General features: G+C 35.4%; 15 protein-coding genes. 11 read left to right on the plus strand and 4 right to left on the minus strand.

The window, feature by feature from the left end; translation table 11 throughout:
• Positions 1–3: 3 nt before the first annotated feature.
• Positions 4–1638, minus strand: a complete 1635-nt coding sequence (locus ACICP6_RS01220; RefSeq protein WP_395463296.1) for a ribonuclease J — start codon at positions 1636–1638, stop codon at positions 4–6.
• Between the two features lie 250 nt (positions 1639–1888).
• Between ACICP6_RS01220 and ACICP6_RS01225 the strand changes: the two genes are divergently transcribed.
• The 8 genes from ACICP6_RS01225 (at position 1889) to ACICP6_RS01260 (ending at position 7730) form a co-directional block, all read left to right on the plus strand.
• Positions 1889–2698: an enoyl-ACP reductase gene (locus ACICP6_RS01225; RefSeq protein WP_395463297.1), complete on the plus strand. Its 810-nt coding sequence runs from the start codon at positions 1889–1891 to the stop codon at positions 2696–2698.
• Between the two features lie 235 nt (positions 2699–2933).
• Complete coding sequence (gene nuoI / locus ACICP6_RS01230) at positions 2934–3344, plus strand: NADH-quinone oxidoreductase subunit NuoI (RefSeq protein WP_395463629.1); 411 nt, start codon at positions 2934–2936, stop codon at positions 3342–3344.
• Between the two features lie 259 nt (positions 3345–3603).
• Positions 3604–5514, plus strand: a complete 1911-nt coding sequence (gene thrS, locus ACICP6_RS01235; RefSeq protein WP_395463298.1) for a threonine--tRNA ligase — start codon at positions 3604–3606, stop codon at positions 5512–5514.
• 3 nt (positions 5515–5517) lie between these two features.
• Complete coding sequence (infC, locus tag ACICP6_RS01240; protein WP_395463299.1) at positions 5518–6036, plus strand: translation initiation factor IF-3; 519 nt, start codon at positions 5518–5520, stop codon at positions 6034–6036.
• Positions 6037–6463: 427 nt separating this feature from the next.
• Positions 6464–6619: a hypothetical protein gene (locus ACICP6_RS01245; RefSeq protein ID WP_395463292.1), complete on the plus strand. Its 156-nt coding sequence runs from the start codon at positions 6464–6466 to the stop codon at positions 6617–6619.
• A gap of 461 nt (positions 6620–7080) precedes the next feature.
• Positions 7081–7233 (plus strand): transposase, encoded by a 153-nt coding sequence (locus tag ACICP6_RS01250; protein ID WP_395463300.1) that lies wholly within the window; start codon positions 7081–7083, stop codon positions 7231–7233.
• Between the two features lie 106 nt (positions 7234–7339).
• Positions 7340–7543, plus strand: coding sequence for a hypothetical protein (locus tag ACICP6_RS01255; protein ID WP_395463301.1), 204 nt, complete (start codon positions 7340–7342; stop codon positions 7541–7543).
• Positions 7544–7595: 52 nt separating this feature from the next.
• Positions 7596–7730, plus strand: a complete 135-nt coding sequence (locus tag ACICP6_RS01260; RefSeq protein WP_395463302.1) for a transposase — start codon at positions 7596–7598, stop codon at positions 7728–7730.
• Between the two features lie 228 nt (positions 7731–7958).
• Here the strand turns inward: ACICP6_RS01260 and ACICP6_RS01265 are convergent, their stop codons facing one another.
• Together ACICP6_RS01265 and ACICP6_RS01270 are read right to left on the minus strand one after the other, a co-directional pair.
• A complete protein-coding gene (locus ACICP6_RS01265) occupies positions 7959–9035 on the minus strand; it encodes a rod shape-determining protein (RefSeq protein ID WP_395463303.1) in 1077 nt (358 codons plus the stop codon).
• Positions 9036–9056: 21 nt separating this feature from the next.
• A complete protein-coding gene (locus tag ACICP6_RS01270) occupies positions 9057–10481 on the minus strand; it encodes a carboxypeptidase (RefSeq protein ID WP_395463304.1) in 1425 nt (474 codons plus the stop codon).
• A gap of 275 nt (positions 10482–10756) precedes the next feature.
• On the opposite strand from ACICP6_RS01270, the gene ACICP6_RS01275 reads away from it, so the two are divergent.
• The 3 genes from ACICP6_RS01275 (at position 10757) to ftsH (ending at position 14534) form a co-directional block, all read left to right on the plus strand.
• On the plus strand, positions 10757–11239 hold the full coding sequence (locus ACICP6_RS01275) for an OmpA family protein (RefSeq protein ID WP_395463305.1): 483 nt from the start codon (positions 10757–10759) through the stop codon (positions 11237–11239).
• Positions 11240–11396: 157 nt separating this feature from the next.
• Positions 11397–12692 (plus strand): tRNA lysidine(34) synthetase TilS, encoded by a 1296-nt coding sequence (gene tilS / locus ACICP6_RS01280; RefSeq protein ID WP_395463306.1) that lies wholly within the window; start codon positions 11397–11399, stop codon positions 12690–12692.
• A gap of 12 nt (positions 12693–12704) precedes the next feature.
• Positions 12705–14534, plus strand: coding sequence for an ATP-dependent zinc metalloprotease FtsH (ftsH, locus tag ACICP6_RS01285; protein WP_395463307.1), 1830 nt, complete (start codon positions 12705–12707; stop codon positions 14532–14534).
• A gap of 477 nt (positions 14535–15011) precedes the next feature.
• On the opposite strand, the gene tmk is transcribed toward ftsH, so the two are convergent.
• Positions 15012–15602, minus strand: coding sequence for a dTMP kinase (gene tmk, locus ACICP6_RS01290; protein ID WP_395463308.1), 591 nt, complete (start codon positions 15600–15602; stop codon positions 15012–15014).
• Positions 15603–15629: the final 27 nt, after the last annotated feature.

The following is a 15629-nucleotide window of genomic DNA, read 5'->3' on the forward strand; positions in this document are numbered from 1 at the left end:
ATTTCATACCTGTTCTATTTGAACCTCGATTATAGGTCTTTTTAGTAAATATTCCTTTAAGATACTAGATATTGAGCTTTCAATCTTGTTTCTTATTTTTTTTGTCGACTGTAAACTAAACGCTGACTCAACTGTCTTTATTATCCTTTGTATTATAGCTGCATCTTCTGACACATCGAAAACACCAGGTGTAAGTATTTTTGGCTTAGCAAGCAACTTATTTTTCTTATTTACAACTGCTGTTACTACGATAGCTCCAGCATCCCTCATCTTCTTACGCATTTTTATAACACTACTCTCCGGATAACGTAGCAACATGCCGTCAACACCAAAGTAGTCAACATCAATTGAATCAACTTTTTCTCCGTTCTCCAAATTAATTATATCACCTGGTGCAATCATTATTGCTTTTTCTACACCACACTCTTTAGCAAATTTTACATGTGCATGCGTGTGAATATATTCGCCATGAACTGGAATAGACATCTTTGGTTTTATTAAAGAATACATTTCCTTTAGCTCTGCTCTTACTGGATGTCCAGAAGCATGAACATGTTCTGTTTTTTCAGTAATAACTTCCACCCCCATCTCAATAAAGGCATTGAGCACGTTATGCGCACGAGTTTCATTTCCAGGAATGATTTTTGATGAAAAGATCATTGTATCACCTTGTTGCATTTTAAATGCTTGATGACTCTTATTGGCAAGTCTTGCGGTAGCTGCTAGTGGCTCACCTTGACAACCTGTGCAGAGTAGCACCAGTTTTTCCCTTGGAAAATTTACTGCTTCCTTTGCTTCTAGAAACTCAGGAGAATCAGTTAAATAACCACTATCTTGCGCAACTTTCACAATTCTCCATAAGGATCTACCAAGTAAAACCACCTTCCTATTTAGTGCTTGTGCAGCTTTAGCGATAGTCTCAATTCGCGCTACATTTGAAGCAAATAGCGACACAGCAACTAACTTTTTAGACCGCTTTATTATGTTATAAATGTTATTATAAATTTCACCTTCTGACTCAGGATTATGTTTGCTCAATATATTTGTTGAATCACAAATTGCTGCAAGCAAATCACCTTTGTCGCCAATTTCTTTTAAACGCTCTATATTGGAAGTTAATCCAACAACAGGTTTTGGGTCAAATTTCCAGTCTCCGGTATGGAGTGAACTACCTACTTCAGTGCTAATTAATATTGAATTTGCTTCAGGAATTGAGTGAGTTATGTTTATAAATTCAACAGTAAAAGGACCTAAATTTACGCTGCCATTTATATCTACCTCTTTCACAGGTACTGTACCTTCCAGTCGGAATTCCTTTAGTTTCTCCTTGAGAAAATTAATCGTAAACTTTGTTGTATATATGGGGCACTGCAACTCTTCCCACAAGTAAGGAACTGCACCACAGTGGTCTTCGTGTGCATGTGTAATTATTATTCCAAGCAAATCTTTTTTTCTTTGAGCAATAAAATCTATATCAGCAATTAACAGTTCAATGCCTGGCATAGTTTCATCTGCAAAACCAATACCAAGGTCAATCATAATCCATTTGCCTTGGTAATGATATAGGCTAACGTTCATCCCGATTCTGCCTACTCCTCCAAGTGGAAGAAATAAAAACTCGTTTTTGTTTGTATTCATTAATTTTAAATTATTAAAATGTGAGGATAGCAAAACTTCGGTTTTAAATAAAGGAGTTTGTTGCTTTTATATAATCTTAAGGAGAAAAAAAGAACCTTGAGAGATTTTAGCTCTTTTATTCACCCAAAATTCATACCTAACTATAAGGTTGATATATATTCAATTTGACTTCAAAAAATTATTTTTAGACATAGTTAACACCTTGACTTTGTCTAGTTAATATTTCAAATTGTAAAAAACAGATGGTTCTATGGCAACGGGTCTATTACAAGGCAAAAAGGGGTTAATAACTGGAATAACGAACAAGAGATCAATAGCGTATGGTATAGCAAAAACTCTCTCAGAGCACGGGGCAGAATTTGCAATTACCTACCAAAATGGAATGGTAAAAGAGAGATTATCACCTATAGCAGAAGAATTTCAAATTGATGAAAAGCTGTTACTCAAGTGCGATGTTGCAAGTGAAGAAAGCATAGATGATGTTTTCAAGATAATAGAAAAAAAATGGGGTACTCTTGACTTTTTGGTGCATGCAATAGCATTCTCCGATAAAAGTGAATTGAGTGGTAAATATGTTAATACTTCGTTAAGTAACTTTCTCAATGCAATGCATATATCGTGCTATTCTTTTACTGCTTTAGCGCAAAGGGCTGAAAAAATGATGCCAGATGGCAGTAGTTTACTTACTTTATCTTATTATGGCGCTGAAAAAGTTATGCCAAATTACAACGTTATGGGTTTGTGTAAAGCAGCACTTGAAGCGAGTGTAAAATATATAGCATGTGACCTTGGACCACAAAATATCAGAGTAAATGCCATTTCCGCTGGCCCGATTAGAACTTTAGCGTCTTCTGGAATAAGCGATTTTCACTTCATATCAGAATGGAATAGAAATAATTCTCCGCTTAGACGCAATACCACAATAGAAGATGTTGGAAAAGCGGCACTGTACTTATTAAGTGACTTAAGTAGCGGAACTACTGGAGAGATATTACACGTTGATTCAGGGTATAATGTGGTAGGGATGAAGGTAATTGGCTCAAATATAGTTCAAAGTTGAGTGCGAGAAAAAAACCTTTTGAAAACTGGTAATATGATTTATAATTACCGACATAAATTTTAAATACTTTATGCTCAAAAAACTAGCTTGGTATTGCTCCTTTGTGGAATTGATTAAAAGGTTTATTATTACGTTGAAATATATGTTTAAGCCGAAGGTCATTTTGAGATATCCTCTAGCTAGGTATTGGTTCTTTGTAGAATTGATTAAAGGGTTTATTATTACGTTGAAATATATGTTTAAGCCGAAGGTCACTTTGAGATATCCTATGGAGAAGGGTCTTCTAAGTCCAAGATTTCGTGGTGAGCATGCGTTGCGCAGATATTCAAACGGTGAAGAACGATGCATAGCTTGTAAGTTGTGTGAAGTTATTTGTCCTGCTCAAGCAATAGTTATTGAAGCAGAGGAAAGAGAAGATGGCAGTCGCCGTACTACGCGTTATGATATTGACATGACAAAGTGTATATATTGCGGACTTTGCCAAGAAGCATGTCCAGTTGATGCAATTGTGGAGGGGCCTAATTTTGAGTTTGCAACAGAAACAAGAGAGGAGCTAATGTACAATAAAGAAAAGCTTTTGCGTAATGGTGATATCTGGGAAGACGCAATTGCACTCAGATTAAAAAAGAATAGACCGTATTACTAATGTTAAAAATTTACAATATTAAACCTCTGTCGTTCCAGTGTCCTTTCGTGTCATCCCAGTGCTTGACACTGGTTCCCTACAATCTCATCAAAGATGTTCATTTTTACATAAGGTTAGCTGCTTTTATACTCACCAACTTAGTAAAATCCTGGATTCCGGCGTCACGCACTGGAATGACATCAATCGTTAACGTCTTACATTTATTCTATTGCCTTATGGAACGTTTGAATAATCACTTGGATGACAGAAGGTCTGATGAATGATTAGGATTACTTTTTCAGCCGAACAAAAAGTAGAAGAATACAGTGGTAGAGTTACTGGTTTTGATATATTACAACCAGATGTTTTAAAAGAAGCAGTTGCCCTAAAGGTAAATGGTGAGTTATATGACCTCTCACGTGAAATTGAATCTGACACAGAGATAGAGGTGATACAACTGAGTGACGAGGTGGGTTTGGATATAATAAGGCATGATGCTGCTCATATAATGGCACAGGCGGTGAAAGAGCTATTTCCTAATGCTCAGATTACTATTGGTCCAACAATTCAGGATGGTTTCTACTATGATTTTGCTACAGATCGTGCCTTTACCATGGACGATCTTGCTTCAATAGAAAAGAAAATGAAAGAAATTGTAAAGAGTAACCACAGATTTGTTCGAGAAGTTTGGACTCGTAAGCAAGCAATTGATTTTTTTAGTAGTATAGGTGAAAAATATAAAGTTGATATTATCTTCTCTATACCAGAGAGTGAAGATCTAACTGTTTATAGACAAGGTGATTTTGTTGACTTATGTCGCGGTCCACACTCTCCTTCAACAGGCAGAATTAAAGCGTTTAAGCTTATGAAAGTTGCAGGAGCATACTGGCGTGGTAATTCTAAAGGCCCAATGTTGCAGCGAATATATGGTACCGCATGGAGAAATAAGGATGAATTAAATACTTACCTTGAACGTCTGAAGGAAGCAGAAAAACGCGACCACCGCAAAATCGCTAAAGATATGGACTTGTTTCACATTCAAGATGAAGCCGTAGGACAAATTTTTTGGCATGAACAGGGATATACCTTATATAATGTTCTTGAGTCTCATATAAGAAAGAAATTGATAAATAATGGCTATTTTGAGGTAAAAACCCCTATTTTAGTAAGCAAGGAGCTGTGGGAAAAATCGGGACATTGGGATAAGTTCCGCGAAAACATGTTTATCGTTGATGAATCTGAGGGTAAAAAACTAGCAATAAAACCCATGAATTGTCCTTGTCATGTGCAGATTTTCAACTCTCATACTAGAAGCTATCGCGATTTACCGATACGTATGGCAGAATTTGGTATGTGCCATAGGAATGAAAGCTCAGGTTCGTTACATGGACTGATGCGAGTGCGTGGTTTTACGCAAGATGATGCACACATTTTTTGTATGGAAGAACAAGTCAATTCTGAGACTGTAAAATTTTGTGATCTTTTAAAAGAAGTATATTCAGAGCTTGGATTCAATGAAGTTTCTGTGAAATTTTCAGACCGTCCAAATATTAGAGCAGGGGACGATGAAGTGTGGGATAGAGCTGAAAAAGCGCTGCTTGAAGCCGTTAAAGAAGCGGGTTTAAGTTACGAACTTAACCCTGGTGAAGGTGCGTTTTATGGTCCAAAGCTAGAGTTTGTTTTGAAAGATGCAATAGGCAGAAATTGGCAATGTGGAACGTTGCAAGTTGATTTTATTTTGCCAGAACGTCTGGGAGCTTTTTATGTAGGAGCAGATGGACGAAAACATCATCCTGTTATGCTACATAGGGCAATTCTTGGAACTTTTGAACGTTTTATCGGAATTCTCATAGAGCATTATGCAGGAAAATTTCCACTGTGGCTTGCTCCAACGCAACTTGCTATTCTTACTATCACAAATGAAGCTGACGGTTATGTTACAGAAATTAGCAACGTTTTAAAAGAACAAGGTGTGAGAGTTAAGATCGATTTGACCAATGAAAAAATTAGTTATAAGATACGCTTGTATAGTTCAAACAAGGTTCCTATATTATGGATTGTGGGCAAAAATGAAGTTGCAAGTAAAACTGTGTCAGTGAGGAATTTAGGATCGGAAAAACAGGAGTATTTTTCTTTTGAAGAAGCTGCTGAATTGTTATTACAAAATATTAATTCGAGTCAAGGGAGTTAAAATTTGCAAGTTAAAAAGAACAATAAAAACAGAATTAATGAATTCATTACAGTTAAAGAAGTACGCTTAGTTGATCATAATGGTGAAATGGTCGGAATCGTACCAATAGGACGAGCTTTGGAATTTGCGCAGGGTGTTGGTTTAGACTTGGTGGAGATTGCACCTGATTCAACTCCTCCAGTATGTAAAATTCTTGATTATAGCAAACAAAAGTATGATGCGAAGAAGAAGGCAAGTGAAGCAAAAAAGAAACAAAAAACATTAACTACAAAAGAAATTAAGCTGGGTCCCAATATTGGTGATCATGACTACGAAACGAAATTACGTCAAACAAGGGATTTTCTTGCACATGGACATAAAATCAAAGTCACAATGAGATTTAGAGGCAGAGAACTTATAAACACTGAAGTTGGGCTGGAAAAATTAGAACGGCTAATTAGAGATACCGAAGATATTGCGAAAATAGAATTAGCACCCAAACGGGAAGGGAATCAATATTTTGTAGCTCTGGCTGCTAAGTAGCAAAATTTGTTCACGATAAAACCGTTCACTGGTTTTCACTCAATTAAACAGACTACGTTCTATAATTTTTGGAACATCAAAAATTGACTTTGTTTTTTTGAGCTTTTTTTAATTTAAAATAAATACAAAAAATTGCTTGTATCTTGAAAGAAGCGTTTAATCAACTATGTTTTTTACAAGATACAAGCCTCTTTCTCATCATCCGAGTAGCCTCCTTCTCCTGTCATCCTAGTGCTCCTTCCTTTTGTCATCCGAGTAGCTGACACTGGTTCACTCTATAGCTAACTGAAAAAAGGTTTCCCCAGAAGGGATAAAAAGGTATAAAATGGGTCTAGATAAGGTAGAATGATGCCAAGGCCATATAGTGAGGATCTGAGGGAACGTGTTTTGAAAGTAGTAGATGAGAAAAAAATGAGTATGGAGGAAGATGTTCAAAATTGATAGAAAAACAATATATTGGTGGAGGAAAAGAAGAGAAGAAACAGGAAGCATAAAACCATCTTCAGGTTATCAAAAGGGGCATAGTCATAAAATTAAAGACTTAGATAGCTTTGTCGAATTTCTAGATGGAAATCAGAGTTGAAAAGATAATTGAAAAATTTGGCAATATGTGCAAAGACACAGTATATAACTACCTTAAAAAAGTGAACTATACGTATAAAAAAAACTTTTCTTTACCAGGAAAGGGATGAAGGAAAACGAAAGGAATTCATACAAAAGGTAGCAGAAATAAATGAAGAAAATTTAGTATTCATAGATGAATCAGGTATAGAAGATAACGAATTTTATGAATATGGATGGGCTAAAAAGGGGAAAAGGTTATTTGCCTGGATTCAAAAGAAAAAGGATCAGCATAATTGGAGCACTTGGTGAAAGGAAAGTTAAGGCACCGTGGGTATTTGAGCAACAGCGAGCTTTTTGAGGCTTATGTTGACTTGTGCCAATACTGATACCAGGACAGACAATGATTCTTGACAATGCGAGCTTTCATAAGTCTGAAAAACGAGGAAATTAATTGAAAATGCTGGATGCAAAGTTTTATTTTTGCCTCCATATTCGCCGGATTTAAATCCAATTGAAAAGTTATGGTTTGCCATCAAGCATGCCATAAGAAAAGCTCTGCAGAACTTTTGGCCCGATATCAATTCGGCTATTGATTTTGTTTTTCAGCACTCGGGGAAACCTTGCTTGGGTTAGCTATATCAGGAAAGGAATGAAGAAAAACGCAAAGAGTTCATAGAAAAAATAGCAAAAATAAACAAAGAAAACTTGATATTCATAGATGAGTCTGGCATAGAAGATAATGAATTTTATGCATATGGTTGGGCTACAAAAGGCAAAAGGTTATTTGCCTGGATTCAAAAGAAAAAGGATCAGTATAATTGGAGCACTCGGTGAAAGGAAAGTTAAGGCACCATGTGTATTTGAAGGCTATTGCAACAGCGAGCTTTTTGAGGCTTATGTTGAAAACATTCTTATTCCAATCTGGGCAAACTGTCATTCTTAAGCTTCCATAAATCTGTAAAATGAAATAATTAATAGAAAACGTTGGATGCAAAGTGCTATTTTTGCCGCCATACTCACCTGATTTGAATCCAATTGAGAATTTTTGGTTTGCGGTCAAGCATGACATAAGAAAAGTGCTGCCAAACTTTTGGCCTGATATTAATTCTGCTATTGATTTTATTTTTTAGCATTCGGGGAAACCCTATTTTAGTTAGCTATAGAATAAAAAACGCGTCGATATTTTAAAGTAAATATAAATACCATGGAGTTTCTTTTGCCTCTTTTCTGCTTAGTTTAGATTATGCAAGAAATCTAATACGAAAATTGAAAGAGTTAGCACAATTTATGTACGATTTTACAATAGGAAATTTTTTGAGAACCTTAAGATTGAAAGATTTCAACAACCCAAACCGTAATTAATCTTGCTTAAATAAAACATGACTGAAGTAATCCATGTTTTCAAGCACTTTACCGCTACCTAGGGCAACGCAACAAAGTGGATCATCTGCAACACGCACTGGCAGTCTTGTTGTTTCACTAATAACTTTACCTAAATTGCGTAATAATCCACCACCGCCAGATAAAACTATTCCTTTATCGACTATGTCAGAAGAAAGTTCAGGAGGAGTGCTCTCTAATGCTGTCTTAATAGCAGAAATTATTTGATGCACAGGCTCTATTAAACTTTCTGCAACCTGATATTCCGACAAAAGCATTTCTTTTGGCATACCACTCACTAAGTCCCTGCCTTTCACCATCATCCCCTCTTTATTATTTTCATTTGGAAGACTAGCTGAACCTATGCTTTTCTTAATTTTTTCAGATGTTGTTTCACCAATCAATAACTTATGGTTTTCACGGATATATGATTTTATCGCTTCATCCATAATATCGCCACCTACTCTGGCAGAACGTGAATAAACAATTCCGCCTAAAGAAATAATAGCAACTTCAGTTGTACCGCCTCCTATATCAACAACCATGGAACCTTCAGGTTCGGTAACCGGAAGCCCAGCTCCAATGGCTGCAGCCATTGGTTCTTCAATTAAAAATACTTCATTTGCACCAGCACTTTCTGCTGCATCTTGTATAGCACGCCTTTCAACTGGAGTTGATCCGGATGGAACACATATGATAATATTAGGTTTATTAACAGTAAGTTTTGTATTTGCACTGCGTATGAAATATTTTAGCATCTCTTCTGCACTTTTAAAATCGGCAATGACACCATCTTTCAATGGCCTGATTGCCTCTATTTCTCCAGGCGTTTTTCCGAGCATCATTTTAGCTTTTTTACCAAAAGCATAAGGAACATAACTTCCTTTTTCCTTTATTCTTGCTACAACCGAAGGCTCATCAAGCACTATTCCTTGATTTTTTTGATAAACTAAAGTGTTTGCAGTGCCAAGGTCTATAGCAATATCGCTAGCAAATAAACCTTTGAAAGTGAAAAGGTTACAAAACTTTCTCGTTGATTTTTGAAGAAAATTCATACACAACCCAAGAAAACCATTTTATTGAGATAAATTATACTTTTCAGACAAGTAACTAGTACAGCACTCAATGTCTAACCCCTTGCCTGTTACTTTTTTTAGCAGATCCAAAAAACCACACTTTGCACTGTATATATTTTGGGATAACCAACTGATAAGTAAACTAAAATCTCCTTTTATTATAGCACCTAAAAATTCGTAATGATTATTTTTGATGAAAGAAAAAATCTGTACAGCAGTAATTAAAGCCATAATTTTAATGGGAAAACAACCCATAACCCCGTTTGCCCAGTATTCATCTTGAAAATAAGTGTCTAGCTCATTTTTAGCTTTTACTGGAATTTTATAATGCTCCATGCCTTCCAGCCATGCATCGTGCAGATCTTGGACCTCTAACGTACCATTTATTATATTCTGTTCTAATCTGGTTCTCAGCATGATGTGAGCTAACAGACTAAATTCATCTGCATTCTTCAAAGAAGAGGCAAGATTTATTTTATTGAAAATCAAGTATAAATTTTCAACACTGCTGACTTTTGCACTAGTTTTGCCTTTTATAGTAAACTTCTCTTTTATGTGCGGTTGAATGAACTCAATAAATTCTCTGGATGTTCCAATCATCCTCTCCATGAATAATCCTTGAGTTTCATACATAACGTGTTTTGTAATTGGGCTACTTACAGAATTTTGTGCTAAACATTTTTGATAAATTTCATAACCACTATGCCGTAAAAGTAAAAATAACCCGCAACAAAAATCAGATTCGTCATATATAGGCTGGTGATAAGAAGTACGGTGTAATGTAACACCCATTTGCTGTAAACATAACGAGCCAAGTTCAATCTGCTTTTGAGTAGCAACCTTCTGTATATTTGTAACTTTGTCTCTCGTCTGCTTTTCAATTATTTTACCTACATTTTCGCTAAAAAATTTGCCTACTTTAGGAAATATTTCCTTTATATTTTTTTCTGTGATATCAGAATCATAGTCAGCAAGTAGTGAGTCATATTTTGAGCATTTTAATTGCTGCGATTTTATAGAGGCCACTTCGCGAACGAGCTTGACCAAATCAGCAAAGCGTTCTTTTAGTTTTTCTAAGTTACTGGTTTCAGAATGAGATAGCTTCCATAAATTTTGGCACTCAACTTTAGCTTTGGATAAAGATTTTACTAAATCAATGGGAATAGCACTGTTGCTCTTATGCATTCTCTCTATTAACTTTAGCTGCCAACTGTTTGCACTCTTTTTGTTGTCAGGAGCATCTGCTTCTGCTAATGATTCCTTTATTATGTCATGAGAAATAATTTCATGTCTAATCTCTTCTAGAAGACCCATTTGTTCGACTTTATCCTCTACATTTAATTGGCTTTGGTTTAGTACTTTTAGCGTATTCTCGATATTCTTTACCCTATATAATACTTCCTCTAAAAACTTATAAGATTTCATATTTGTTCATTATTTTAGAAAACATCTGTTTAATATCACAATAGATTAATAATAAAGTTAAAAGTATATTTACTTAAAGTACAATAAAAAATTATACATTCTATGTCTTTAACTAGATTTTTCCACCAAAAATCTAGCATCTTATTAGAAAATTAATTGTAAGGTTGTAAAAAAGTATTTAGTATTTTATTTTTCTTGACTATATTACAATATAGAGAGATTATTAGCTACAAATTAAAGTTACGCACTATTTTAAAATTTATGGAGGTTTAGTAATGTTGAGTAGACTGGTTATAATGTGCTGTTTTTGTTTACTACTTACTGGTGTAAGTTCTTGCCCACCAAAAAAAAGGGTAAATACGGCAAATAAAATGCACTCTGTTGTTAAACAGATAAGTGAAAAAAGAGCTTTCTTTGATTATGATAAATCTAATATCACTGAAGCAAGTGCAGATGCATTACTTGATGTAATGGAAGTGTTGCAAGATAACCCTAACGCGAAGGTTACCTTAACTGGTCATACTGATAATCGTGGTTCTTATGAATACAATGTGGCACTAGGTGCTAGAAGGGCAGATGCAGCTAAAAAATTTATGGTTAATTGCATACCTTACCTAGAAGATAGAATAAAAACCGCTTCTAGAGGTGAAACTGAGCCTTTGGTTTATGTACAAGATGATTCTAAGAATTCTAAGTATGAAAAAGAACATGCCAAAAATCGTAGAGTGGAATTTTCATTTTCTGGAATAAAGAAATAGTTTCTTGCGTTAAAAATCCTGGATCCCAGTGTCAAGCACTGGGATGACATAAAGAAAGGGTACTGGGATAACAAAAGGGGGCAAAACTCATCATTCCGCTGCTTGTTAGCGCCGCGGGTGGTATGACGTAGAGACTACCTGGCCATCAAGAGACATAATGGAGTTAGAGTTATTATTTCAAAATGTAATCAATGATTTTGCTATCCACAACAATAAAGTTGCAGTTGCAGTATCAGGTGGTGTAGACAGTGTAACTTTATTGCATTTAGTGACGAATTGGGCAAAAAAAACACAGCACCCACTTCCCATAGCATTAACAGTAAATCATGGATTACGTCCAGAGTCTCAGAAAGAAGCTGAATTTGTTGTAAATTATGTAAGAGAACTTGGAGTAAAGGAGTCGTTCATATTAAACTGGGAGAAGCAAAATATCAAAGGTAACGTCCAGTCACAAGCACGAAAAGCACGATATAAGCTATTAACGGAATGGTGTAAAAACAATAATGTTAAATATTTGTTTGTTGCTCATCACAAAGATGATCAAGCAGAAACATTTCTATTGAGACTTGAGCGCGGTAGTGGCATAGATGGATTATCATCAATGGACTACAAGTCTTTCCTAAATGGTATTTATATATTTAGACCATTGTTAAATTTTAGTCGTAGTAAAATAGAAAGGTATGCAAATTTTTATCAGCTAAAATGGATTGAAGATAGAAGTAATCAAGATTTGAAATATAGGCGCACTTTATACCGCAACTTGCTTAAAGCAAGTGATAATCAAGAGACTTTAACAGAGCGAATATGCCTCACAGCCCTTCATATGAAAAGAGCTGCAAAAGCGTTGATGCACTACACACGCCTTGCGTTTAATGACTGTGTTAATATTCATGATCTTGGTTATATTGAAATTAAACTGAGTGAATTTTATAAATTGCCAGAGGAAATAGCTTTGAGGCTTCTTCTTTACTCTATAATGATAATCAGCAGTAAACACTATAGACCAAGATACAACAGTCTTATTGCAATATTTAACAAAATATTGCAAAAGGATAACGATGTTCATTGCACGCTTTCTGAATGTAAAATAAGAAAATATGGAGAGAGCATATTGGTAACTAGAGAGCCATCAAAGATACAAGAAATATCTGTAAATTTGCCATTAAATGGTCCTATTGAATGGGATAACAGGTTTAGCTGCACAATATTCGGAAATCAGGAGTGTTCAGTAACTATTGCTCCGTTAAAGAAAACACAGAAGATTCCTAAATTTTTAAAAGATTATAATTGCTGCCCTGAAGTTTTCTATTCTTTGCCTACAGTACAAAAAGATGGAAAGGTGATTGCTTACCCTCATGTAAATCATAATGGAAAGGGCATCAATAGTAATAAGGTTCAGTGCTTTATTAATAGCATAATAAAACAAAATTTGGTAAGCTTAATTGATATTTAGTTAAAAGTAACAATGAAAAAATTTTTAGAAGGCTTATTGATTTGGTTAGTAATTATTGTGCTTATTTCGGTTGCTTATATTCAGTTTAGTGGAAATGTAGGTAAAAGTAAAACAACTATACCTTTTTCAGAATTTTTAACTAGACTGGAAGACAGTGATATAGAAAATGTTGTCATAAAAAACCAAAGCATTGAAGGCAAGTTCAGGGATGGGTCAAGCTTTAACTCAAGTGGTGTTATATATAGTGACTTAATAAAAAGCTTGCATGATAGAAAAGTGAAATTCTCCTTTTCAACTGGAGATTCTGCTATGAGTATCATTGGTGGGTTACTTATCCAATGGATCCCAACATTTATCTTTATCGGCTTATTGCTATTCCTTTTAAAGCAAACACAAGCAGGAGGCAATAGAACTATAAGCTTTGGCAAGTCAAAAGCTAGGCTTATGACTAGTGGAAAAAAAGTGACATTTGATGATGTTGCTGGAATTGATGAAGCAAAGGAAGAGTTGGTAGAAATTGTTGATTTTCTGAAGCAGAGACAAAAATTTCAAGCATTAGGTGGAAAAATACCAAAAGGCTGTCTTTTAATTGGTTCTCCTGGGACCGGTAAAACACTCCTTGCTCGTGCAATTGCTGGTGAAGCTAATGTGCCATTCTTTAGCATTTCTGGATCTGATTTTGTCGAAATGTTCGTTGGCGTTGGTGCAAGTCGTGTTCGTGATATGTTTGATCAAGGCAAGAAAAATGCTCCTTGTATAATTTTTATAGATGAGATAGATGCGGTGGGTAGACATCGTGGAATTGGTCTTGGTGGTGGCAATGACGAGAGAGAACAAACATTAAATCAGTTATTAGTTGAAATGGATGGCTTTGAGTCTAATGAAGGTGTGATAATAGTTGCTGCGACTAACCGTCCGGATGTTTTAGATCCAGCACTGCTTAGACCTGGTCGTTTTGACCGGCAGATTACTATTTCTTTACCCGATATAAATGGGCGTGAAAGGATATTAAATACGCATATAAAGAAAATATCCATGGCACCCGATGTAAATGTGAAAACAGTTGCAAGAGGAACACCGGGTTTTTCAGGGGCTGATTTAGCAAATTTGGTGAATGAATCTGCGCTTATTGCCGCAAGAAGAAACAAGAAGATTGTTACCATGGATGATTTTGAATATGCTCGTGATAAAGTGATGATGGGCGTGGAAAGACGGTCCCTAATTATGACAGAAGAGGAAAGAAAGCTCACTGCGTACCATGAAGCTGGTCATGCAATAGTTGCTGTTAACATGCCTGCCTCCGATCCGATACATAAAGCAACTATTATTCCAAGGGGTAGAGCCCTAGGTTTAGTCATGAGGTTGCCGGAAACAGACAGAGTATCTCTCACAAGGGAAAAGATGATAGCAGATATAACCGTTGCAATGGGTGGGCGTGTGGCAGAAGAGCTGATTTTTGGTTATGATAAAGTTACAAGTGGAGCATCTTCAGACATAAAACAAGCATCGGATCTGTCGCGTGCTATGGTAACAAAATGGGGAATGAGTGATAAAATCGGCCCGGTGTATCACACTCGTGAACAGACTATTCAGGGCTCTGACATAATTTCTGAAGATACATTAAAGCTTATAGATGAAGAAGTAAAACAAATTGTGTATTCTTGCTATGAAAATGCAAAAAATATTCTCAAAGAAAATAGGAAGAATTTAGATCTTGTTGCTGAAAACTTACTGGAGTTTGAAACTTTAACAGGAGATGAAATCAAGGATATATTAAATGGGAAAAAGATTGTTAGAGATGAAAATGAAAGCAAAGAAAAAGTGAGAAAATCCTCTCTTTAATTAGAGAGGTTAACTACTAGACTTCTTACATAACCTAAAAAAAGGCAAAAGATACCCTAGTCACTGTCTATTTCCAGTATTGGCGTTTTTAAGCCTTAAACGCTGCAATTTAGCTGCTTTTAAGTGCAACTAACCTTAGCTAAAATATTTAAGAAATTTACCAAGCAGAAAAAAAAGGCAAAGAAAACCCGTGGTAGCTAGTTATTACACTCTCTATTTTAAAATTTGACGTTGGGTGATGTCTTGAACGCTTTATAAGCGCGTTTCAGCTTGTATAGGTAAAAACCTAGAAATTTTATAAAGACATACGGTGCACATAGTGCAAAAAATTAAACAATAGTACGCCAAATACAAGTTTTCTTGTCATTTTAATCCGCTGCAGAGATTGCGAAGTTAAATAAAATAGCTTCAGTTTTATGATAAGAGGGCTGACGGAGTTTGTCAAGTAAGTTTTTCCAACGCGCTGCCAAAAGTTTGTTACGCAAGAAGCCTAATAATTTCACTATACACTTGATTGTTGTCTTTAGCTTCAATTTCAGTGATAACACTGCATCTATCGGGCTCTTCTATAGCTATTTCCTGAAATCCTTTTCGAACCTTATCGTAAAAGTGAATGTTCATCTCTTCATATTTGTTCTTATCCTTTGCTCTACTCAGCCCAACTTTAATATCAATATCTAGGATGAATGTGACATCTGGACGTTTAATTTTTACTAACTTATGTAGGTCTCTTATTAGCCCTAAATCAACACTAAGCCCATATCCTTGATATGCAATAGTTGAATCGATAAACCGATCGCAAATCACTATCTTTCCTTCTTTTAAAGCTGGTAATATTAATTTTTTCACATGTTCATATCTCATTGAGATGAGTAGCAAAAGTTCAGAGATGGGATCAATATTGTCCTTCAGCAGTATCCCTCTTATCTTCTCTGCAAAGTCAGTGCCACCTGGTTCTCGAGTCAATACCACATTATTTTCGCCGTGAATTTGCTTAAAATGATTTGCAAGTAACTCAGACTGCGTTGTTTTACCAGAGCCATCTATTCCTTCGAAAGTTATGAACATAAGTTTTATAATTGTAATGCTAAAAAA

It is taken from the genome of Wolbachia endosymbiont of Cantharis cryptica, assembly GCF_964277405.1.
GTDB lineage: Bacteria > Pseudomonadota > Alphaproteobacteria > Rickettsiales > Anaplasmataceae > Wolbachia.

Coding starts and splice junctions, on each gene's coding strand:
- ACICP6_RS01265 (WP_395463303.1), bottom strand. CDS start 9,035: ATGAATTTTCTTCAAAAATCAACGAGAAAGTTTTGTAACCTTTTCACT.
- thrS (WP_395463298.1), top strand. CDS start 3,604: ATGATTAGGATTACTTTTTCAGCCGAACAAAAAGTAGAAGAATACAGT.
- ACICP6_RS01225 (WP_395463297.1), top strand. CDS start 1,889: ATGGCAACGGGTCTATTACAAGGCAAAAAGGGGTTAATAACTGGAATA.
- ACICP6_RS01275 (WP_395463305.1), top strand. CDS start 10,757: ATGTTGAGTAGACTGGTTATAATGTGCTGTTTTTGTTTACTACTTACT.
- tmk (WP_395463308.1), bottom strand. CDS start 15,602: ATGTTCATAACTTTCGAAGGAATAGATGGCTCTGGTAAAACAACGCAG.
- ACICP6_RS01245 (WP_395463292.1), top strand. CDS start 6,464: ATGTTCAAAATTGATAGAAAAACAATATATTGGTGGAGGAAAAGAAGA.
- ACICP6_RS01255 (WP_395463301.1), top strand. CDS start 7,340: ATGAATTTTATGCATATGGTTGGGCTACAAAAGGCAAAAGGTTATTTG.
- tilS (WP_395463306.1), top strand. CDS start 11,397: ATGGAGTTAGAGTTATTATTTCAAAATGTAATCAATGATTTTGCTATC.
- ftsH (WP_395463307.1), top strand. CDS start 12,705: ATGAAAAAATTTTTAGAAGGCTTATTGATTTGGTTAGTAATTATTGTG.
- ACICP6_RS01220 (WP_395463296.1), bottom strand. CDS start 1,638: ATGAATACAAACAAAAACGAGTTTTTATTTCTTCCACTTGGAGGAGTA.
- nuoI (WP_395463629.1), top strand. CDS start 2,934: ATGTTTAAGCCGAAGGTCACTTTGAGATATCCTATGGAGAAGGGTCTT.
- ACICP6_RS01270 (WP_395463304.1), bottom strand. CDS start 10,481: ATGAAATCTTATAAGTTTTTAGAGGAAGTATTATATAGGGTAAAGAAT.